This window comes from Burkholderia sp. A2 (genome assembly GCF_001729305.1).
GTDB classification, from domain to species: domain Bacteria; phylum Pseudomonadota; class Gammaproteobacteria; order Burkholderiales; family Burkholderiaceae; genus Burkholderia; species Burkholderia sola.
This window is the reverse complement of the sequence record NZ_LZXX01000127.1, coordinates 99,982-118,998: the sequence shown is the minus strand read 5'-3', so window position 1 is coordinate 118,998 and position 19,017 is coordinate 99,982. Positions and strand designations below refer to the sequence as shown.

Genomic DNA, 19,017 nt, shown 5'->3' with positions numbered 1-19,017 from the left:
GCGCGGCCGGTCTACTACCGGCCGGCGCCCGTCGTGATCTACTGAGCGTCGCGCGGGCCGTGCTGTTGCGTCGGGCCGTTCGCATCGGTCGCAGCGGGCCCGGCATCGTGCGGCGCCGCCGTGTCCGCAGCGCTGTCGGCCGGCGCCGCAGCGGCCGGCTCCTCGTCGCCTTCGTCGCCTTCGTCGCGCAGCGTGTCGAGCGGATCGGCGGGGGCCGCCGTTGCATCCTGGGGTTCGGTCACGTCGGTCATGTTGCCCGCCGCGGGCGCTGCGGTTGCCGCGGCCGGCGCGACGGGCGGCGCGAGATAGCGCTGCGCGAGCGTCTCGTAGAGCGGCGGCGCGAAAAAGCGCGATACCCGGCTCGATACCAGTGCGGTCGCCATCAGCGAAATCACGAGCGCGTGACCGTTGATCATTTCCATCACGATCACGAACGACGTGATCGGCGACTGCGTGACGGCGGCCAGATAGCCGACCATCGCGAGCGCGATCAGCATCGGCAGGCTCATGTTGCTGAACACGGCATGCAGCACGTTGCCGAAGCCGGCGCCGATCGACAGCGACGGCGCGAAGATCCCGCCCGGGATGCCCGGCAGGTACGACGCGACCATCGACACCATCTTCAGGAGCGGATAGAACACCGACAGCTGCTGACTGCCGTCGAGCAGGCCGCGCGCCTCCGCATAGCCGCTGCCGAACGTCGTGCCGCCGGACACGAGCCCGACGACGGCGATCGTGAAGCCGCACAGCGCGGCGAACGCGACCGGCCGCTCACGGTACAGGCCCAGCAGTTGCGCGGGCAGCCAGCGCCCCGTGTTCAGCAGCAGCCAGCAGAACAAGCCGCCCGCGATGCCCGTCACGATCGCGGTGACCAGCACCGCCACCGCCAGCAGCTTCGGGAAATGGAGCCCGGCGTTGATCGTGCCGAAATACGTGTAGTTGCCGTTCAGCCCGAGCGCGACGACGCCGGCGAGGATGATCGCGGTGATCAGTACGCCGCTCGCGCGTGCGGAGAAGCTGCGGGTCAGTTCCTCGATCGCGAACACGATGCCCGCGAGCGGCGTATTGAATGCGGCCGACAGTCCGGCCGCCGCGCCAGCGAGCACGAGCTGGCGTTCGATCTGCGCGTTCGAGCGCGGGTAGAAGCGCCGCAGGTTGAACATCAGCGCCGCACCGACCTGCACGGTCGGCCCCTCGCGGCCGATCGTGAAGCCGCCGAGGATGCCGAGGAACGAAATCAGCACCTTGCCGAACAGGATGCGCAGCGTCAGCAGCCGCGCGCCGAATGCGCTCGGGCGCGCATGCAGCGTCGCGATCACCTGCGGGATGCCGCTGCCCTCGGCGCCGCGGAAAAAGCGGCGCGTGATCCATGCCGACAAGGCGGCGATCGCCGGCGTCAGCAGCAGCGGCAGCCAGACGGCGTGATCGCGCATCGCGCGAAAAGTCTCGTAACCCCAGTCGATCAATCGGGCATACAGTACGGCCGCGAGGCCGACGACGATCGCGCCGAGCCAGAAAACACCATACTGGCGCCAGATTCGCAGCGAGCGGCGGGTAAGGGCGGGAAACAGCGCGGGAAGGGCAGGGCGCGGCATGGGCTCGGGCCGGAGGGCAAAGAGGGAATTATAAAAAGAACCGGATGCCACCGGGGCGACGATGCTCCGAGAAGGACGACAAAAATTCACAAAAGAGATGCAATTTGTTGCAAATGTAATGCTCGCGTAATGTCTGTACATAGCAACGGTCGTTAGCATGCCAGAATGGCCAGTCGAGAGTCCCCGCAAATCGTGAAACGTATCCTTATCGTGAAAGTGACGTCGCTCGGCGATGTCGTCCAGACGCTGCCTGTCGTCGCCGACCTGCATCGCGCTTTCCCCGGCGTGACGGTCGACTGGGCCGTCGACGAATCGTGCGCGGAGGTCGTACGCTGGCATCCGGGTGTGAGCGCCGTCCTGTGCGCGCCGCTGCGCCGTTTCAAGAAACTGCGCAATGCCGGCGACCTGAAGGCGATCTCGGCATCGATCGGTGCGTTGCGTGCGCACCGCTACGACGCGATCATCGATCTGCACGGCGTGTACAAGAGCGCGATCATTTCGTCGCTGGCGCGTGGCGCGCGTCGCTTCGGCTACCAGACGCAGGATCTCGGCGAAACGGGTGCGCGCTTCGCGTATTCGCACCGTTTCGGTCCGCGGCCGGACTGCGACGCATGGCACGGGATGCGCGTGAGTGCCGGCGAAGCGCTCGGCTACGTGCCGGAAGGGCCTGCCACGCACGGCATCGTCGCGCCGCAGGATGCGAACCTGCCGGCCGCCGTGACCGACGGCGGGCCGTTCATGCTGCTGTTCCATGCGACGTCCAATCCCGACAAGAAGTGGCCGGCCGAGCACTGGGCCGCCCTTGCGACGCAGATGATGGCGCGCGGCGTGCGCGTGCTGTTGCCGTGGGGATCGGCGGCCGAGCACGACGATGCGCGCGATATCGCCGCGCGGGCGCCGGGCGCGGTCGTGTTACCGGCGATGACGGTGCGTGAGCTCGGCGCGGCGCTTGGCCGGGCCGCGCTCGTGGTGGGTGTCGATACGGGGTTCGTGCACATGGCGCACGCACTGCAGCGGCCCACCGTCATGATTTTCGTCGCGACGTCGCGCCATCATTGCGGCATCGGCGGCGTGCCGAATGCGCTGTCGATCGGCGAGCCGGGCGCGATGCCGACCGTCGACGAGGCGCTGGATGCGATCGATACGGTTTGCCCGGCCTACGGCGCGGTGCGCGCGCGGCTGTTGGCCTGACGCGGCGCGGCGGCCGCGGTCAGGCGAGCAGTGCTTCGACCGTGACGACGGCTGCGATGGCCGCCAGATTCGCCAGCAGCGCCTCGAACACGAGGCCGCGCCAGGTCTTCGGCCGGAACCGCAGCGCGAGCAACAGCGCGCCACCGAGCGCGAGCGCAAGGATCAGCACGAGATCGGCATTGGCAAGGCGGATATTCATGGCGGCGGCTCCTTGTCGGGGCGGGATCCCCGGGCGCGCAACGACGCGCCCAGGATCGAGTATAGGCAGCGCCCGCCGCCGTACAACCCGGGTCGCCCCGAAGGGTCAGACGAGCGACGCGTCGCGCGTTTCGCGCATCAGCAGTACGCCGATCAGGCTGATCGCCGCCGCCACCGACACGTAGCCGCCGACCCACGACAGCCCGCCGCGCGCGGCCAGCAGTTGCGCGATATACGGCGCGATCGACGCGCCGAGGATCCCGCCGAGGTTGTACGCGACGCCCGCGCCCGTGTAGCGGACATTGGTCGGGAACAATTCCGGCAGCAGCGCGCCCATCGGTGCGAACGTCACGCCCATCAGGAACAGCTCGATCGTCAGGAACAGCGCGACGAGCGGCATCGAGCCGCTGCCGAGCAGCGGTTCCATCGCGAACCCCGACAGCAGCGCGGCGATCGCGCCGACGACCAGCACCGGCTTGCGGCCGAAGCGGTCCGACGCCCATGCGGACAGCGGCGTCGCGAGACCCATGAAGACGACTGCGAAACACAGCAGGCCGAGGAAGCTCTGGCGCGGAATATGCAGCGCCGACACGCCGTACGACAGCGAGAACACCGTCGAGATGTAGAACAGCGTGTAGCAGACGACCATCGCGAGCGCGCCGAGCAGCGTCGGCCGCCAGTGTTGCGTGACGAGCGTCGCGACCGGCACGCGCACGCGCTCGTTGCGGTCGAGCGCCGCCTGGAACGCGGGCGTTTCGGTGATCTTGAGCCGCACGTACAGGCCGAGCGCGACGAGCACCGCGCTGACGAGGAACGGGATGCGCCAGCCCCAGCTGCGGAACTGCGCGTCGGACAGCGACAGCGCGAGCGCGAAGAACAGCCCGTTCGACATCAGGAAGCCGACCGACGGCCCCAGTTGCGGGAACATCCCGAACCAGCCGCGCTTGCCCTGCGGCGCGTGCTCGGTCGCGAGGAGCGCAGCGCCGCCCCATTCGCCGCCGAGGCCGATCCCCTGGCCGAAGCGCAGCACGCACAGCAGCACCGGCGCGAGCGCGCCGATCGCGTCGTAGCCGGGCACGAAGCCGATCGCGGTGGTGGACACGCCCATCACGAGCAGCGATGCGACGAGCGTCGACTTGCGGCCGATGCGGTCGCCGAAGTGCCCGAACAGGAACGAGCCGATCGGGCGTGCGATGAACGCGATCCCGAACGTGACGAACGCTGACAGCGCTTGCGCCGTCGCGGAGCCGTGCGGGAAGAATACGGGGCCGATGACGAGCGCGGCGGCCGTCGCGTACACGTAGAAATCGTAGAACTCGATCGCGGTGCCGATGAAGCTCGCGAACACGATGCGCCGGTGGCTGACGGCGCCGGCCGAACCGGTTGCGTGTGCAACGGTTGCGGGGGATGCGGACATGGATGTCTCCGTTTTGTCGTTGGGGCAGCCGGCTGGGCGTGCGCCGGGGCAAGCGACTGCCTGCCGATAGCCGGGCAAATGATTGATGCGGATGACGCGGTGGCGGCGTGGACGTGCGCCGTGGCGCGGACGTCACCCGCCGGTCGACGATGGAGACGGGTACGTCGCCGCCGCCCGGTGCCGGCGTGGTCGGCTCGCTTGCCGGGTGGGGCGCGCGAACGCGCGCGCGGCGTGATGGCCGCGCGAGTGCGGAAAATTATAGCCAGCGGCGGCGCCCACCGGCAATCGGGCCGCGGCGGCGCGTCAGTCGATCGATTGCGCCTGCGCGGACGCGGTGCTTTGCAGCTGGAAGTGGCCGTCGTCGTTGAAGAGCCAGCCTTCCATCAGTTCGAGCCGACCGTTGCCGTCGAGCAGCCGCGACGGCGGCGCCGGCAGCGGCGCCGAGCGGCGCAGCGACGCGAGCGCGAGCGCCTCCGCCTCACTGTCGCCGTTGCTGCGATAGACGGATGCGTTGATCACGCGGCCGCTGCCGTCGACGGTGAAGGCCACGACGACGAGCGAACGCAGCATGGCCTGCGGTGTGCCGTGCAGCATGCCGGACGGATTGCGTTCGGCGACGCGGTGCGCGACCTCGACGCGATACTGGTCGAGATTGCCGCTGCGTATGACCGACGGAATCGTCAGGACCGAGCGTAACGACGAAGGCGGCGTGATCGTGCACGCGGCAAGCAGGGCGACCGCGGCCAGCGCAGCAACACGCAGCCGGGGGACGCGCGGACGGAGAAGGGGGCGCATGACGTGATGGCCGGGAGGGACGATAAAAAAATGATAGGCGTACCGACGCGAGACGATATGGGGGGAAACGCATAGCGCGCGGGATCGGTCGTTGCGATCGCGGATGACGCCGGCCGGACGTCGCGTCGAGCAACGCCGTCGTGCACCGCGATGTGACGCGACATGTGACAGCGTCCGCGGCGCACGCGCGTGTTGGAAGGCTGAAAGCTGCGGCACGCTGCGATCGTTCGGTCGCGCGGCGCGGTCAGCCGACGCGGCAACCTCGGCGGCCTTCCGGGGAATCGTCGGCGATGCGTTCCGGCCGCGTCAGAAGCCGTGCGTCACGAGCGACAGGACCGACAGGTCGGGGTGCGTGCCGTCGATGATGCTCTTGCCGATGTGCACGGCTTCGTGGGTCGCCTCGTCGACGCTCGCGAAGCTTTCCTCGCCGTCCGCGTGGAACGGCACCGCATGGCCGGGCAGCGCGGGATTCACGCCCGGATGGCACACGTAGCCGGTGTAGGTATAGCGCGTGTCGCTGCCGGGCATCGCGGCCGGCACGACATGGATTTCGAAGCCTTCGTAATCGACGTGGTCCGTCGCGGTCGACAGGTCGGTCATGGCGATCTCCGTGTGCCGCGCGCAGGGGTGGCGCGTGCGGCATCGAATACATCGAACACGCGGCGGCGTTCGTGTCGCCGTGTTGAACGAATTCTAGGCGATGGCGGGGCGGGCCGGGAGGTGTCCGGCTGTGTGCGGCCGCGGGCGTCCGGGACGCTCGCACCCCGTCGCTTCGGCGCGTCGGCGATCCGGCGCCGATTCCATCAGCGGGCGACGGAAAGGGGGCATCACATGGCGGGCGTCATTGCTTGCAGCGCGCGTCCTTGCGCTGCACGACGACGATTACCGGATACTTCTGGCCATGATCGAGTTCCACGCGCGCGACGACGGTCAGCGTCGCCGGATCGGAATCGTCGTACACGCTGACCTGTTCGTTGCGCAGATAGGTCACGCCGGTGCAGTTCGACGTGCGTCCGTCGTCCGCCACCTTGCACTGGAGCTCGTTGTCCTTCAGGTAGTTGTACGGCGACGGGCTCGCGAGATATTCGCTCAGCCCGCGCGGCGAACCGCCGACGCCGGTCACGTACGCGATCGCGCACGACGCTTGCGCGTCGCTGCCGGAGGCGGTGTCGGCCGCCGCATGCGTGCTGACGGCGGCCAGCACGGCGACGAGCGACGAGGCGAGGAAGGGCTTCATGACGTGGATTTCCCGTTTCGCGAATCGGAGCGCGGGATTGTAACGGCATCTGGCGCGATGCGTCGGGACGTGCGGGCCGCACGCGTGCGGACAAACAAAAACCCCGTCATTCTGCGAATGGACGGGGTTCGGCGAATTTCCTGGCGGAAGCGGTGAGATTCGAACTCACGGACAGTTTCCCGTCGCTGGTTTTCAAGACCAGTGCCTTAAACCGCTCGGCCACGCTTCCACACGAGGCGGCATTGTAACCGAAATGCCGCCGCGTTCATCCGTTCAGTCGTCGCGCAGGAACAATTCCTGCAGGTCGTTGAGGAAACGCTGGCCGAGCGGCGTCGGCGCGATTTGGGTGAAATCGCGCGTGATCAATCCGCGCCGTTCCGCTTCCTTCAACGCGGGCTCGATCGTGCTCATCGGCAGGCCCGTGCGTTCGACGAAGCTGTGCACGGGAAAGCCCTCGACGAGCCGCAGCGTGTTCAGCATGAATTCGAACGGCAGGTCGCGCGCGCCGACTTCACGCTCCTCCTGCACGGCCGTGCCGGCCTTGGCCTGTTCGATGAAGGTTGCCGGATGTTTGTAGCGTGCTTGCCGCAGGACCCGGTTGGGGAACGACAGCTTCGTGTGGGCGCCCGCGCCGATCCCGAGATAGTCGCCGAAGCGCCAGTAGTTCAGGTTGTGCTTGCACTGATGATTCGGCTTCGCGTACGCGGATACTTCGTAGCGCCCGTAGCCGGCTTCGGCCGTGCGCGCGTGAATCCATTCCTGCATGTCGGCCGACGCGTCGTCGTCGGGGACGACGGGCGGAAACTTCGCGAACAGCGTATTCGGCTCGAGCGTCAGGTGATACAGCGACAGGTGCGGCGGCGCGAACGACAGCGCGGTCTCGATGTCGGTGCGGCATTCGTCGAGCGTCTGGTTCGGCAGCGCGAACATCAGGTCGAGGTTGAAGTTGTCGAAGTTCTTCGCGGCGATGTCGACGGCCGCGCGCGCCTGCGCGGTGTCGTGAATCCGGCCGAGCGCCTTCAGGTGCGCTTCGTTGAAGCTCTGGATGCCGACCGACAGGCGGTTCACGCCGCTTGCGCGGAACTGCGCGAACTTCGCGGCTTCGAACGTGCCCGGATTCGCTTCGAGCGTAATCTCGGCATCGGCGTCGAGGGGCAGCAGCGCGCGCACGTCGGACAGCATCCGGTCGAGGCCGGCCGCCGACAGCAGGCTCGGCGTGCCGCCGCCGATGAACACCGTATGCACCTGCCGCCCCCAGACGAGCGGCAGCGCCTGCTCGAGATCGGCGCGCAACGCGTCGAGATAGTCGGCTTCCGGAAACCGTTCGCCTTTCCATTCGTGCGAGTTGAAATCGCAGTACGGGCACTTGCGCACGCACCACGGGAAATGCACGTACAGCGCGAGCGGCGGCAGCGACGTGAGGCGCACCTGGCCGGGCGACGTGAAGGTCGCGACGACGCGCGCGCCGGTTTCCGCGGCCTGGCTCATGCCGCCTCCCGCAGCGAAGGGGTATCGGGCAGGTTCATGCTTCCTCCGCGAGCCGCGCGAGCCGCGCGAGCAGCGCCTTCAGCGCCAGCGCGCGGTGGCTGTGCGTGTTCTTCACGGCCGGCTCGAGTTCGGCGGCCGTCGCGCCGAGCGACGGCAGGTAGAAATACGGGTCGTAGCCGAATCCGTGATCACCGCGCGGCGTATCGACGATCTCGCCGGCCCAGCGCCCTTCGGCGAACAGCGGTTCCGGATCGTCCGCATGGCGGACGAGCGCAAGCACGCAGCAGTAGTACGCGCGCCGGTCGGCGACGCCGCGCAACTGCTCGACGAGATACGCGTTGTTCGCCTCGTCGCCCTTGTCGCGGCCCGCGCGCTGCGCATAGCGCGCCGAATAGACGCCCGGCGCGCCGCGCAGCACGCGCACGCACAGGCCGGAATCGTCGGCGATCGCCGGCAACCCGGTGAGCCGCGACGCGTGGCGCGCCTTGGTCAGCGCGTTCTCGATGAACGTGCCGAACGGCTCCTCTGCCTCGGGCACCGCGAGGTCGCCCTGCGGGACGATCTCGATGCCGACCGTCGAGAACAGCGCGGTGAATTCGCGCAGCTTGCCTGCGTTGTTCGACGCGAGAACGATGCGCGACAGCGGCGCGACGGTGCGGTCGTCAGGCATGGGTCGCACCCAGGACCTCTTTCTGCAGCCGCACGAGCTCGGCGATCCCGCCCTGCGCGAGGTCGAGCAGCGCGTTCATCTCGGCGCGCGAGAACGGCACGCCTTCGGCCGTGCCCTGGACTTCGACGAAGCCGCCCGCGCCCGTCATCACGACGTTCATGTCGGTGTCGCAGCGCGAGTCTTCCGCGTAGTCGAGGTCGAGCACGGGCGCGCCTTCGTACACGCCGACCGAGATCGCGGCGACGTGGTCGGTGATCGGCGAGCGCGCGAGCTTGCCGGCCGCGATCAGCTTCGACACCGCGTCGTGCGCGGCGACGAACGCGCCGGTGATGCTGGCCGTGCGCGTGCCGCCGTCGGCCTGGATCACGTCGCAGTCGAGGTGGATCGTGCGCGGGCCGAGCGCCTCGAGATCGAACACCGCGCGCAGCGCGCGGCCGATCAGGCGCTGAATTTCCTGCGTGCGGCCCGTCTGCTTGCCGCGCGCCGCTTCGCGGTCGCTGCGCGTGTGGGTCGCGCGCGGCAGCATCCCGTATTCGGCGGTCAGCCAGCCTTGCCCGCGCTCGCGCAGGAACTCGGGCACGCGCTCGGCGACGCTGGCGGTGCAGAGCACCTTGGTGTCGCCGAATTCGACCAGCACGGAGCCTTCGGCGTGTTTCGTGTAGTGGCGCGTGAGGGCGACCTTGCGCAGTTCGTCGGCGCGGCGGCCGCTCGGGCGGGAAACGGGAGACGTCATGGGGAAATCGCGGAAGGGGAGGAAACCCCGATTTTAGCGCCGAACGGCGCGCTTGCCCGGCGGGGTGGTCCGCAAAAATGGGATAATGCGCGCTTCCCGCCCCGCGCCTTCCGATGCGCCGGGCGCCTCGATGTATTCCCCGCCCGCGAGGGCACCAGACGGCGAGACGAACCATGATCTACAGCATGACGGGCTATGCGAGCGCGACGCGCGAACTCGCGACGGCTGCCGGCAATGGCGGCACCAGCGTGTCGGTCGAACTGCGCACCGTGAACTCGCGCTTCCTCGATCTCAATTTCCGGATGCCGGACGACGTGCGTGCGTGCGAACCCGCGCTGCGCGAAATGCTGATGAACAAGCTGTCGCGCGGCAAGGTCGACGTGCGCATCAACCTGCAGCGCGGCGAGCAGAGCATCGGCGCGGGCGCGCTGAACCAGTCGGCGCTCGGCCAGCTTGCCGATCTCGAACGCGCGGTGCTCGATTCGTTCCCCGGCGTCGGCCGTCTGCGCGCGGGCGAGATCCTGCGCTGGCCCGGCGTGATCGCGGAGAGCGGCGTGTCGGCCGAAGCGATCCGCGACGCGGTGCTCGCCTGCGGCAAGGAAGCGATCGGCGAGCTCGTCGTCGTACGTTCGCGCGAAGGCGCGCAACTGGCGACGATGCTGCTGTCGAACGTCACCGAGATGGAGGCGATCGTCGCGCGCATCACGCCGCTCGTGCCGGAGCTGATCGCGAAGCACCAGCAGAAGATCGTCGAGCGGCTGCAGGAAGCGCTCGGCCTCGCGGCGCCCGAAGGCGGCTCGACGGTCGTCACGCGCGAGGAAGCGGCGGAGCGCATCCGTCAGGAAGTGACGATGTACGGGATCCGGATCGACATCGCGGAAGAGCTGTCGCGGCTCACCGCGCACCTGAACGAAACGCGTCACGTGATCGAGAAGGGCGGCCGCGTCGGCAAGCGTCTCGACTTCATGATGCAGGAACTGAATCGCGAAGCGAACACGCTCGGCTCGAAGGCGGCGGCGAAGGAACTCGCCGACGCGTCGATGGCGCTGAAGCTGCTGATCGAGCAGATGCGCGAGCAAGTGCAAAACCTGGAGTAAAGAGATGAAACGACCCCCACGCTCACTACGTTCGCTTGGGGGGGCGCAGCCCCCCCATCCTTCGAAAGCTGATTCATGCGGATGTGGCCAGGCCCAGCGGAGGCTGTCATGACCGAATCCACTCGCGACGGCCACGCGTCGCATTCGCTGCACGGCGGCGTCTATCCCGGTAACCTGTTCATGGTCGTCGCGCCGTCGGGCGCCGGCAAGTCGACGCTCGTGAATGCGCTGCTGTCGAAGGACAGCGACATCTGCCTGTCGATCTCGTACACGACGCGCAAGCCGCGCCCGGGCGAGCAGGACGGCCAGCACTACCACTTCACGACCGTCGACGATTTCCGCGCGCGTCATGCGGCGCACGAATTCCTCGAGAGCGCGGAAGTGCACGGCAACTACTACGGCACGTCGCGCGTCTGGATCGAAGAGCAGATGAAGAGCGGCCACGACGTGCTGCTCGAAATCGACTGGCAGGGTGCGTTGCAGGTGAAGAAGCAGTTCCGCAACGCGGTCGGCATCTTCATCCTGCCGCCGTCGCTCGACGCCCTCGAGGAACGCCTGAAGAAGCGCGGCCAGGACGAGCCGAACGTGATCACGCGACGCCTGCTGGCCGCCGGCAGCGAGATCGCGCACGCGTCGGAGGCGGAATACGTGGTGATCAACGAGAATTTCGAGCGTGCGCTCGCGGAACTCGAATGCATCGTCGCGGCGACGCGCCTGCGATTTGCTTCGCAGTACGCGCGACACGCGGAGCTGTTCATCGAGCTCGGCATCCATCTGCCCCACGCGGAATGACGCGGGGCACGAGGGACATAAGGTAGAATAAGGACTATATTCAGAAGGAATTACCAACATGGCTCGCATTACCGTCGAAGACTGCCTGAAGCAAATCCCGAATCGCTTCGAACTGGCGCTCGCCGCCACCTATCGCGCGCGGCAGCTCGCGCAAGGCCATACGCCGAAGATCGAAAGCCGCGACAAGCCGACCGTCGTCGCGCTGCGCGAAATCGCCGCCGGCCAGGTCGGCGTCGAGATGCTGAAGAAGGTGCCGGTGTAACGCGCATCCGGCCCGTTCCAGCCATGTAGTCCACGCGCGCAACGACTCGACCTGGAGGCGAATATGAGCACCACCCCATCGTCCGCCTCCGCGGATCCGACCACCGAAGCCACGGCCCAGTCGCCTGCGCGCCAGTACATCGACGCGGTCCTCGAACAGTCCTTCCGGCATCTGTTCGGGCCGACCGCCACCCCGGAGCAGCCGCGCAAGCACGGCGTCGTTTCGATCGCGAAACTGACGGCCGCGCTTGCCGAGTATCTCGCTCCGGACGAAATCAAAGAGGTCAAGGCGGCGTTCCACTTCAGCGACGAAGCCCACCTCGGTCAATATCGCCAGAGCGGCGAACCCTACATCACCCATCCCGTCGCTGTCGCGGAAATCTGCGCCGGCTGGAAGCTCGACGCGCAGGCCGTGATGGCCGCGCTGCTGCACGACGTGATGGAAGACCAGGGCGTGACCAAGAACGAGCTGGCCGAGCGCTTCGGCCCGAAGGTCGCCGAACTGGTCGACGGCCTGTCGAAGCTCGACAAGATGGAATTCCGCAGTCGCGAGGAAGCGCAGGCGGAAAACTTCCGCAAGATGCTGCTCGCGATGGCGCGCGACGTGCGCGTCATTCTCGTCAAGCTCGCCGACCGCCTGCACAACATGCGCACGCTCGGCGCGGTGCCGATGGAAAAGCGCCGCCGCGTCGCGCGCGAAACGCTCGACATCTACGCGCCGATCGCGCACCGGCTCGGGTTGAACAACACGTATCGCGAGCTGCAGGACATGAGCTTCGCGAACTTCAACCCGCATCGTTACGCGACGCTCGAGAAGGCCGTGAAGGCCGCGCGCGGCAACCGCCGCGAAGTGATCAGCAAGATCCTCGAGGCCGCGCAGCGCGCGATGGCCGACGCGAAGATCGACGCCGAGATCACCGGCCGCGAGAAGACCATCTACAGCGTCTACCGCAAGATGCGCGACAAGCAGCTGTCGTTCTCGCAGGTGCTCGACGTGTACGGCTTCCGTGTCGTCGTCGACAGCCCGCTCGACTGCTACACGTGCATCGGTGCGCTGCACGCGCTGTACAAGCCCGTGCCCGGCAAGTTCAAGGATTACATCGCGATCCCGAAGATCAACGGCTATCAGTCGCTGCACACGACGCTCGTCGGCCCGTTCGGCGCGCCGATCGAGTTCCAGGTGCGCACGCGCAAGATGCACGAGATCGCCGAGGCGGGCGTCGCCGCGCACTGGCTGTACAAGAACGGCAGCGCCGATCTCAGCGACGTGCAGAAGCGCGCGCACCAGTGGCTGAAGTCGCTGCTCGACATCCAGAGCGAAGCGGGCGATTCGAGCGAATTCCTCGAGCACGTGAAGATCGACCTGTTCCCCGACGCGGTCTACGTGTTCACGCCGAAGTCGAAGATCATGGCGCTGCCGCGCGGCGCGACGGCGCTCGATTTCGCGTATTCGATCCACAGCGATCTCGGCAACCAGTGTGTGGCCGTGAAGATCAACAACGAGTTGCTGCCGCTGCGCACCGAGCTGAAGAGTGGCGACATCGTCGAGGTGATCACCGCGCCGTATTCGAAGCCGAACCCCGCGTGGCTCGGCTTCGTGCGCACCGGCAAGGCGCGCTCGGCGATCCGCCACTACCTGAAGACGATGCGCCTGAACGAGTCCGTGCAGCTGGGCGAGCGGCTCGTCGACCAGAGCCTGAAGGGCTACGGTCTCGCGCTGGCCGACGTCGAGCCGGAAGTGTGGGAGAAGCTCGTGCAGTGGACGGGCAACAAGAGCCGTCAGGAAATTTTCGCGGATATCGGCCTCGGTCGTCGCGTCGCGGCGGTGATGGCCAAGCGCATCGAAGTGTTGATGAGCGGCCGCGACGCGGACGACGATCTGCCGAAGTCCGAGCGGCACCCCGCGCATCACGCGCCGCCGGTCGTGATTACCGGCACCGAAGGGATGTCCGTGCAGTTGTCCGCATGCTGCCGGCCGATCCCGGGCGATGCGATCATGGGTTACATCGGCATCGGTCTGGGCATGGCGATTCATACGACGGATTGCCGCGTCGCGCAGCGCATCCATCGTCGCGATCCGGGGCGCTGGATCGACGTCGAATGGGCGCCGCAGCCGGGCCGCCTGTTCGATGTCGCGGTGAAGGCGCTCGTGAAGAACACGAAGGGCATCTTCGCGCGCGTCGCGGCGGACATCACGTCGGCCGACGCGAACATCGTCCATATCGCGATGGACGAGGATCTGACGCACGAGTCGACGGTGCTGCGCTTCGTGATCCAGGTCAGCGACCGCGTGCATCTCGCGAACGTGATGCGGCGCGTGAGAACCAATCCGGACGTGATGCGGATCATGCGCGAGCGTTCGACCGACGACGGTGCGCACGCGCGCCATGACGGCGGCATGCGTATCGAGCGCGAGCGGCAGGATTACTGACGCCGACACGCGCGGCGGCGGGCGGATTCGATGATCGACGGACGGCGGCTTATGGCCGCCGTTTTCATTGGGGCTGCCGAAAGGGCGTGCGATGTTGCCGGCGCTTGCCGAACGCGTGCGGGGTGATGATGCGAACGACGGGAGGGCGGGCGCAAAAAGAAAAAGGGCTTTCCCGAAGGAAAGCCCTTTTAAGGTGGCGCGGCTGGCAGGATTCGAACCCACGACCCCTTGGTTCGTAGCCAAGTACTCTATCCAACTGAGCTACAGCCGCACGCAAAACGGTACTGCTTCAACTGTCGGAACCTTCTGCGATGGGAAGGCCCCCAAAAAGTGGCGCGGCTGGCAGGATTCGAACCCACGACCCCTTGGTTCGTAGCCAAGTACTCTATCCAACTGAGCTACAGCCGCACGCAAAAACAAACTTCTACTGCTTCGAACTGAAAGGGCCTTCGGTTCGGAAGGCCCTCGAAAAAGTGGCGCGGCTGGCAGGATTCGAACCCACGACCCCTTGGTTCGTAGCCAAGTACTCTATCCAACTGAGCTACAGCCGCACGCAGAAGCGGAAGTATAGCAGAGTCGTATAAAAAGGGAAGCCTTATTCGCGAATTTGGTGCCATGGCCTTGGCCGGCCGCCCATCGTGTACCCTTGGGGGATCAGTCATTCACGTTGAATCTGCATCATGAACAAGGCGTTTGTCAAAGAGTCGGACGGTGACGACGACGATCTCGACCAGGCTCAACCCGCGATTCCGGCGGGCGCGAAGAACTACATCACGCCGGCCGGCCACAAGCGGCTGAGGGACGAGCTGCTGAACCTGATCGACGTCGAACGTCCCGAGGTCGTGCGGCTCGTGTCGTGGGCGGCCTCGAACGGCGACCGGTCCGAAAACGGCGACTACATCTACGGCAAGCGGCGGCTTCGCGAGATCGATCGCCGCATCCGCTTCCTGACGAAGCGGCTCGACCTCGCCGAAGTCGTCGACGCGAGCCGGCAGGAGAACGTCGACCAGGTGTTTTTCGGCGCGACGGTCGATTACGAGACGCCGGACGGCGAGGATCACACGGTGACGATCGTCGGGATCGACGAGGTCGATCTCGATCGCGGCTGCGTCAGCTGGATTTCGCCGGTCGCGCGTGCGCTGATCAAGGCGAAGATCGGCGACACCGTCACGCTGATGACGCCGGCCGGCCCGCAGCCGATCGACATACTCGATGTCCGGTATCCGGCGCGGGGCGACGCCTGAGTGGCGGCTCGCGCGCCGCGACCAGGAAAAAGCGCCCCGATGGGGCGCTTCGTCTTTCGGCGTACGGCGAATGTGCCGGTCGCTCAGAAGCGGTGACGCAGGCCGGCCGTGACCGCGATCTGCTTGTTGGTCGATGACGCGGCGCCCAGCCCGTTGATGTTGGCGCCGAGGTCGAGTCCGTCGCTGTTGACCTTCTGGAACTCGCCCTGCAGGTACACGTCCGTGCGCTTCGACAGTGCGTAGTCGGCTTGCAGGTTGAACTGGTGCCAGGTCGGCTTGTCGCCGGACAGGCGGCCCTGGGTGTACGTGTACGAGCCGGCGAGCGACAGGGCCGGCGTCAGCGCGTAGCGGCCGTTGACTTCGTAGTTGCTGAAGCGCCCGGTGTCGCCGAGGCCCGTGATGCCGCCTACCACGCCCGACTGGCCGGCGCTGATCGCGCGCAGGCCGCTCAGGCGCGTCTGGGTGAACACGAAGCCGACCGTGGCGGGGCCGAACCCGTAATTCAGGCCGGCGCCCCAGGTGCGCTGCACGCGCGACGCAAAGGTCCAGTCGCCGGCGACCGCGCCCGGGTCGGACGCGGCCTGCGCGAGCGCGTTCACGTCGCTGTTCAGCTGCAAGTAGGCTGCGGCCACGTTGAAGCCGAGGTAGCTGTACGACACGCCGCCGCTATACGCGCGGTTGTTCGCGAACGCCGACGAGTTCGAGAACCCGTACAACGCACCGAACTTGAGGCCGCCGTAGTTCGCGCTCTGGTACTTGACCGAGTTGTTGATCCGGAACGAGTTGTTCAGGTTGTCGTTGTCGAACGGGTGGGCAAACTGGGTGCCGCCATACTGGGTACCGGTCAGCGACAGCGGCCCGAGATAGTCGACGACGCTGTCATACTGCCGGCCCAGCGTCAGCGAACCGTAGGTGGTGTGCGCAAGGCCCACGAACGCTTGCCGGCCGAATTCGCGACCGTTCTGCTTCAGCGTGCCGTTGTTGATGCCGAAACCGTTTTCCAGCGTGAAGATGGCTTTCAGGCCGCCGCCGAGATCTTCGGTGCCGCGCAAGCCCCATCGGCTGCCGTTGATCGAACCGCTCGTTTCCTGCCAGGCGCTGTGTCCGCCCTGATTGTTCGTGTAGGTGATGCCTGCGTCGATCAGGCCGTACAGCGTCACGCTGCTTTGAGCGTGGGCGGCGGTCACGAACACACCCGACAACGCGGTGACGATCAGAGCTTTCTTCATGGATCTGTCTCCAAACACGATGATGTCGATCGAACCTGGGGCGGCCGGCCGTGTTTTGCTTGACGCTGTAGCCGGTCCGGCAGAACGGCGGTGCGCTTATCAGAAATCCATCTGCAGTGTACGAAGTGCGCGGAGCGGGAGCGGCCCACACTTTAAGAAACAGTGTGTTTTGGAATCCGCAAAAATCGGGAAGGTCCCGTAAACGATTGCCGCGCAAGGGTTCGCTGCGGTGCGGCGAAACGCAATGACGATCGGGATTGCGTAGCGGACGTTGCGCGTTTGCGACAGGCGTCAGAGGCGGGTGAGGGCGGCTATAGCGCGATTATTGACACATCGGCAATAGAGGTTTGTGTGGAGCATGGATAATGAAAGGTAGTTCTCTCGCTATACTGCGGTCTCTGCTTTCCGAAGCAGACTTTTTCGTTGACGGAAAAGATCTCCAAACCTTTGTCGGCGCGACTTCCCAGTCGCGCTTTTTTTTTGCCCGGCTGCTCGGCGCGCTACGACGTGTACGAGCGACGCTTGCGCTTGCCCGCGGGCGCGGCGTTCTCTGCTTCGATCGGTGGCGGCGTGTTGGTCCAGTCTTCCATCACGTAGTGACGGGCATCCAGAGGCGATGCGAGCAGGTTTTGCCAGTGATCGCCGTGCCACGTCAAATCGAATTCGGTATCGCACGGCGCTTCGCGCGCGGACTCGGCCAGGGCGCGGGACTTGCGACGTACGCGTCCGAGCCGGCTCGCGAAGCGCTTGATTCCGTCCAGCCACATGACCCTCTCCTTCCTTTCGGCGTTGATTCAGGATCGCAACGTCCCCGGATTTCTGCAACCCGAAAAAACCCGAGGACTTTACCGAGTCGATTTGTCCCCGGTAGAAATTTCGCTTCCCGCGATTATTAGCGATCCGATCCCGGTAATGTTGACAGGTTTTTGATGCGAATCAATTAATCATCGGCGATGGTGTACCGATTCCAGTGGTATTAGCGTCTTTTCGAGAAAGCAGTTGCTAAAAATTTTCTTGACGCACCCGGATTGTCCAATTTATAAAGTCAGCACTCCGTCCTCGGGCGGCGTGCTGGTGCGGGTGCTGGCGCAATGTTTCGGGATTTCGGAAAACGGCTATAAAAATAGCTTTTTTGATCTTATAGAGTGGGGAACGAAGACATGGATACCGGTATCGTGAAATGGTTTAACGATGCTAAAGGTTTTGGCTTTATTACGTCGGACAATGGCGGTGAAGATTTGTTTGCGCACTTTTCCGAAATCCGGATGGACGGCTTCAAGACGCTGAAGGAAAACCAGCGTGTTTCGTTCGAGGTCAAAGTCGGGCCGAAAGGCAAGCAGGCAGCGAATATCCAGGCGGTCTGACGCGCCACGCATTGCCGATCACGTCCGGCCCCCGCATGGCGGGGGCTTTTTGTTTTCCGGGGACGGAGTACGCCGTCCGGAATGGCCCGAGTACGCCTGCCGGTGCATACTCACGAAAGCATCGTTTCCCTGTCTTTTCATGTCCGATTTCGTTCCGTCCGATCCCGGCAGCGAGCAGCCACTCGTCTTCGTCGACCTTGAAACCACCGGCGGCTCGTCCGCCGAGCACCGCATCACCGAAATCGGCGTGGTCGAAATCGGACCGCTCGGCGTGTCGACGTGGACGAGCCTCGTCAATCCGGGGCAGGCGATTCCGCCGTTCATCCAGCAACTGACGGGCATTTCGGACGCGATGGTGCGCGACGCACCGACGTTCGCATCGCTCGCGCCTGCGCTGTTCGAGCGGCTCGACGGCAAGCTGTTCGTCGCGCACAACGCGAGCTTCGACCGTGGCTTCCTGCGCGCCGAATTCGAGCGCGCTGGCCTGGCGTTCAATCCCGATGTGCTCTGTACGGTGCGACTGTCGCGCGCGCTGTTTCCGCGCGAATCGCGGCACGGGCTCGATGCGTTGATCGAACGGCACGGGCTCGTTCCGGCCGCGCGTCACCGCGCGCTGGCCGATGCCGACCTGATCTGGCAGTTCTGGCGCCAGCTGCACGACATCGTGCCGCTCGAGCGGCTGCGTGACCAGATCGCGCGCACGACGCGCCACTTCCGTCTCGGCGGCGACCTGACCGAGGCGTGGCTGGATACCGCGCCGGCAGGGTGCGGCGCGTATGCGCTATTCGGGGAGCGTGACGAAGCGCTGTATGTCGGCCGCAGCGTGCGCGTGCGACAGCGGCTGCGCGCGCTGCTGACCGGCGAGCGCCGCTCGTCGAAGGAAATGCGACTCGCGCAGCAGGTGCGGCGCGTCGAATGGCGCGAGACCGGCAACGAGCTGGGGGCGATGCTTGCCGAAGCGCAATGGATCGCCCGCTTGCGCCCATCGTACAACCGGCGCCCCACGGCCGACGCCGCTCGCGCGGGCGGTGCGCCCTGGCCGTTCGAAGGTGCCGTCGCGTTCGAGGCGACCGGTGAGCGCCGCCTGTTTCATGTGATCGACGGTTGGTGCTATCTCGGTTCGGCGGACTCGCTCGATGCGGCCGCACGGCTCGTGGCCGATGCGGCAGGCGGCGCGTTCGAACCCTTCACCCATCGCCTGCTGCAGACGCACCTCGCGCGCGGCCTGCAGGTGATTCCGCTCGTGGCGCTGACCCCCGCGGACTGAGCGCCGCG

The 19,017-nt window shown here is 66.2% G+C and carries 19 protein-coding genes and 4 tRNA genes; 8 read left to right on the top strand and 15 right to left on the bottom strand.

The annotated features are described in order from the left end of the window. Window positions 1-38 precede the first annotated feature (38 nt). Window positions 39-1,595, bottom strand: coding sequence for a chloride channel protein (locus tag A9Z05_RS29095; RefSeq protein WP_069621120.1), 1,557 nt, complete (start codon window positions 1,593-1,595; stop codon window positions 39-41). 192 nt (window positions 1,596-1,787) lie between these two features. On the opposite strand from A9Z05_RS29095, the gene waaC reads away from it, so the two are divergent. Beyond that, window positions 1,788-2,786, top strand: a complete 999-nt coding sequence (gene waaC, locus A9Z05_RS29090) for a lipopolysaccharide heptosyltransferase I (RefSeq protein WP_069621119.1) — start codon at window positions 1,788-1,790, stop codon at window positions 2,784-2,786. A 19-nt stretch (window positions 2,787-2,805) separates the two neighbouring features. Here waaC and A9Z05_RS29085 read toward each other — a convergent pair whose 3' ends face one another. The 9 genes from A9Z05_RS29085 to rph all read right to left on the bottom strand — a co-directional run bounded on the left by A9Z05_RS29085 (window position 2,806) and on the right by rph (window position 9,324). Next, window positions 2,806-2,985 (bottom strand): hypothetical protein, encoded by a 180-nt coding sequence (locus A9Z05_RS29085; RefSeq protein ID WP_006486620.1) that lies wholly within the window; start codon window positions 2,983-2,985, stop codon window positions 2,806-2,808. Between the two features lie 105 nt (window positions 2,986-3,090). Further along, window positions 3,091-4,401, bottom strand: a complete 1,311-nt coding sequence (locus tag A9Z05_RS29080; protein WP_069621118.1) for an MFS transporter — start codon at window positions 4,399-4,401, stop codon at window positions 3,091-3,093. Window positions 4,402-4,704: 303 nt separating this feature from the next. Then, a complete protein-coding gene (locus A9Z05_RS29075) occupies window positions 4,705-5,196 on the bottom strand; it encodes an energy transducer TonB (protein ID WP_069621117.1) in 492 nt (163 codons plus the stop codon). Between the two features lie 306 nt (window positions 5,197-5,502). After that, on the bottom strand, window positions 5,503-5,796 hold the full coding sequence (locus tag A9Z05_RS29070) for a hypothetical protein (protein WP_050011588.1): 294 nt from the start codon (window positions 5,794-5,796) through the stop codon (window positions 5,503-5,505). A 241-nt stretch (window positions 5,797-6,037) separates the two neighbouring features. Beyond that, window positions 6,038-6,433, bottom strand: a complete 396-nt coding sequence (locus A9Z05_RS29065) for a hypothetical protein (protein WP_069621116.1) — start codon at window positions 6,431-6,433, stop codon at window positions 6,038-6,040. Between the two features lie 141 nt (window positions 6,434-6,574). Beyond that, window positions 6,575-6,662 (bottom strand) — tRNA-Ser (locus A9Z05_RS29060). A 44-nt stretch (window positions 6,663-6,706) separates the two neighbouring features. Then, complete coding sequence (gene hemW, locus A9Z05_RS29055; RefSeq protein ID WP_069621115.1) at window positions 6,707-7,921, bottom strand: radical SAM family heme chaperone HemW; 1,215 nt, start codon at window positions 7,919-7,921, stop codon at window positions 6,707-6,709. A gap of 34 nt (window positions 7,922-7,955) precedes the next feature. Then, window positions 7,956-8,591, bottom strand: coding sequence for an RdgB/HAM1 family non-canonical purine NTP pyrophosphatase (gene rdgB, locus A9Z05_RS29050; protein ID WP_069621114.1), 636 nt, complete (start codon window positions 8,589-8,591; stop codon window positions 7,956-7,958). Then, entirely contained in the window at window positions 8,584-9,324 is a 741-nt protein-coding gene (gene rph / locus A9Z05_RS29045) for a ribonuclease PH (RefSeq protein ID WP_069621113.1), read from the bottom strand. The genes rdgB and rph overlap by 8 nt, the downstream gene beginning before the upstream one ends. A 173-nt stretch (window positions 9,325-9,497) precedes the next feature. Here rph and A9Z05_RS29040 point away from each other — a divergent pair, with 173 nt between their 5' ends. The 4 genes from A9Z05_RS29040 to A9Z05_RS29025 all read left to right on the top strand — a co-directional run bounded on the left by A9Z05_RS29040 (window position 9,498) and on the right by A9Z05_RS29025 (window position 13,905). Continuing rightward, complete coding sequence (locus A9Z05_RS29040) at window positions 9,498-10,421, top strand: YicC/YloC family endoribonuclease (RefSeq protein WP_069621112.1); 924 nt, start codon at window positions 9,498-9,500, stop codon at window positions 10,419-10,421. A gap of 108 nt (window positions 10,422-10,529) precedes the next feature. Beyond that, window positions 10,530-11,213, top strand: coding sequence for a guanylate kinase (gene gmk / locus A9Z05_RS29035; RefSeq protein ID WP_069621111.1), 684 nt, complete (start codon window positions 10,530-10,532; stop codon window positions 11,211-11,213). A 58-nt stretch (window positions 11,214-11,271) separates the two neighbouring features. Then, a complete protein-coding gene (gene rpoZ / locus A9Z05_RS29030) occupies window positions 11,272-11,475 on the top strand; it encodes a DNA-directed RNA polymerase subunit omega (protein ID WP_006025620.1) in 204 nt (67 codons plus the stop codon). A 63-nt stretch (window positions 11,476-11,538) separates the two neighbouring features. Next, window positions 11,539-13,905, top strand: coding sequence for a bifunctional (p)ppGpp synthetase/guanosine-3',5'-bis(diphosphate) 3'-pyrophosphohydrolase (locus A9Z05_RS29025; protein WP_027783823.1), 2,367 nt, complete (start codon window positions 11,539-11,541; stop codon window positions 13,903-13,905). A 194-nt stretch (window positions 13,906-14,099) separates the two neighbouring features. On the opposite strand, the gene A9Z05_RS29020 is transcribed toward A9Z05_RS29025, so the two are convergent. The 3 genes from A9Z05_RS29020 to A9Z05_RS29010 all read right to left on the bottom strand — a co-directional run bounded on the left by A9Z05_RS29020 (window position 14,100) and on the right by A9Z05_RS29010 (window position 14,456). Next, window positions 14,100-14,176, bottom strand: a tRNA-Arg gene (locus A9Z05_RS29020). Between the two features lie 60 nt (window positions 14,177-14,236). Further along, window positions 14,237-14,313: transfer RNA gene (locus A9Z05_RS29015), tRNA-Arg, on the bottom strand. A gap of 66 nt (window positions 14,314-14,379) precedes the next feature. Continuing rightward, window positions 14,380-14,456: transfer RNA gene (locus A9Z05_RS29010), tRNA-Arg, on the bottom strand. 129 nt (window positions 14,457-14,585) lie between these two features. Here A9Z05_RS29010 and greB point away from each other — a divergent pair. Continuing rightward, window positions 14,586-15,149: a transcription elongation factor GreB gene (gene greB, locus A9Z05_RS29005; protein WP_006476618.1), complete on the top strand. Its 564-nt coding sequence runs from the start codon at window positions 14,586-14,588 to the stop codon at window positions 15,147-15,149. A gap of 83 nt (window positions 15,150-15,232) precedes the next feature. Here greB and A9Z05_RS29000 read toward each other — a convergent pair whose 3' ends face one another. After that, window positions 15,233-16,378 carry a porin gene (locus A9Z05_RS29000; RefSeq protein WP_069621110.1) on the bottom strand — a complete coding sequence of 382 codons (1,146 nt, stop codon included), beginning with the start codon at window positions 16,376-16,378 and terminating at the stop codon, window positions 15,233-15,235. A 500-nt stretch (window positions 16,379-16,878) separates the two neighbouring features. Further along, window positions 16,879-17,145: a hypothetical protein gene (locus tag A9Z05_RS28995; RefSeq protein WP_069621109.1), complete on the bottom strand. Its 267-nt coding sequence runs from the start codon at window positions 17,143-17,145 to the stop codon at window positions 16,879-16,881. A gap of 393 nt (window positions 17,146-17,538) precedes the next feature. On the opposite strand from A9Z05_RS28995, the gene A9Z05_RS28990 reads away from it, so the two are divergent. Both A9Z05_RS28990 and A9Z05_RS28985 read left to right on the top strand, forming a co-directional pair. After that, entirely contained in the window at window positions 17,539-17,742 is a 204-nt protein-coding gene (locus tag A9Z05_RS28990; protein WP_027783827.1) for a cold-shock protein, read from the top strand. 139 nt (window positions 17,743-17,881) lie between these two features. Further along, window positions 17,882-19,009: an exonuclease domain-containing protein gene (locus tag A9Z05_RS28985; protein WP_069621108.1), complete on the top strand. Its 1,128-nt coding sequence runs from the start codon at window positions 17,882-17,884 to the stop codon at window positions 19,007-19,009. Window positions 19,010-19,017: the final 8 nt, after the last annotated feature.

Coding starts and splice junctions, on each gene's coding strand:
- A9Z05_RS29095 (WP_069621120.1), bottom strand. CDS start 1,595: ATGCCGCGCCCTGCCCTTCCCGCGCTGTTTCCCGCCCTTACCCGCCGC.
- A9Z05_RS29085 (WP_006486620.1), bottom strand. CDS start 2,985: ATGAATATCCGCCTTGCCAATGCCGATCTCGTGCTGATCCTTGCGCTC.
- A9Z05_RS29080 (WP_069621118.1), bottom strand. CDS start 4,401: ATGTCCGCATCCCCCGCAACCGTTGCACACGCAACCGGTTCGGCCGGC.
- A9Z05_RS29075 (WP_069621117.1), bottom strand. CDS start 5,196: ATGCGCCCCCTTCTCCGTCCGCGCGTCCCCCGGCTGCGTGTTGCTGCG.
- A9Z05_RS29070 (WP_050011588.1), bottom strand. CDS start 5,796: ATGACCGACCTGTCGACCGCGACGGACCACGTCGATTACGAAGGCTTC.
- A9Z05_RS29065 (WP_069621116.1), bottom strand. CDS start 6,433: ATGAAGCCCTTCCTCGCCTCGTCGCTCGTCGCCGTGCTGGCCGCCGTC.
- hemW (WP_069621115.1), bottom strand. CDS start 7,921: ATGAGCCAGGCCGCGGAAACCGGCGCGCGCGTCGTCGCGACCTTCACG.
- rdgB (WP_069621114.1), bottom strand. CDS start 8,591: ATGCCTGACGACCGCACCGTCGCGCCGCTGTCGCGCATCGTTCTCGCG.
- rph (WP_069621113.1), bottom strand. CDS start 9,324: ATGACGTCTCCCGTTTCCCGCCCGAGCGGCCGCCGCGCCGACGAACTG.
- A9Z05_RS29040 (WP_069621112.1), top strand. CDS start 9,498: ATGATCTACAGCATGACGGGCTATGCGAGCGCGACGCGCGAACTCGCG.
- gmk (WP_069621111.1), top strand. CDS start 10,530: ATGACCGAATCCACTCGCGACGGCCACGCGTCGCATTCGCTGCACGGC.
- rpoZ (WP_006025620.1), top strand. CDS start 11,272: ATGGCTCGCATTACCGTCGAAGACTGCCTGAAGCAAATCCCGAATCGC.
- A9Z05_RS29025 (WP_027783823.1), top strand. CDS start 11,539: ATGAGCACCACCCCATCGTCCGCCTCCGCGGATCCGACCACCGAAGCC.
- greB (WP_006476618.1), top strand. CDS start 14,586: ATGAACAAGGCGTTTGTCAAAGAGTCGGACGGTGACGACGACGATCTC.
- A9Z05_RS29000 (WP_069621110.1), bottom strand. CDS start 16,378: ATGAAGAAAGCTCTGATCGTCACCGCGTTGTCGGGTGTGTTCGTGACC.
- A9Z05_RS28995 (WP_069621109.1), bottom strand. CDS start 17,145: ATGTGGCTGGACGGAATCAAGCGCTTCGCGAGCCGGCTCGGACGCGTA.
- A9Z05_RS28990 (WP_027783827.1), top strand. CDS start 17,539: ATGGATACCGGTATCGTGAAATGGTTTAACGATGCTAAAGGTTTTGGC.
- A9Z05_RS28985 (WP_069621108.1), top strand. CDS start 17,882: ATGTCCGATTTCGTTCCGTCCGATCCCGGCAGCGAGCAGCCACTCGTC.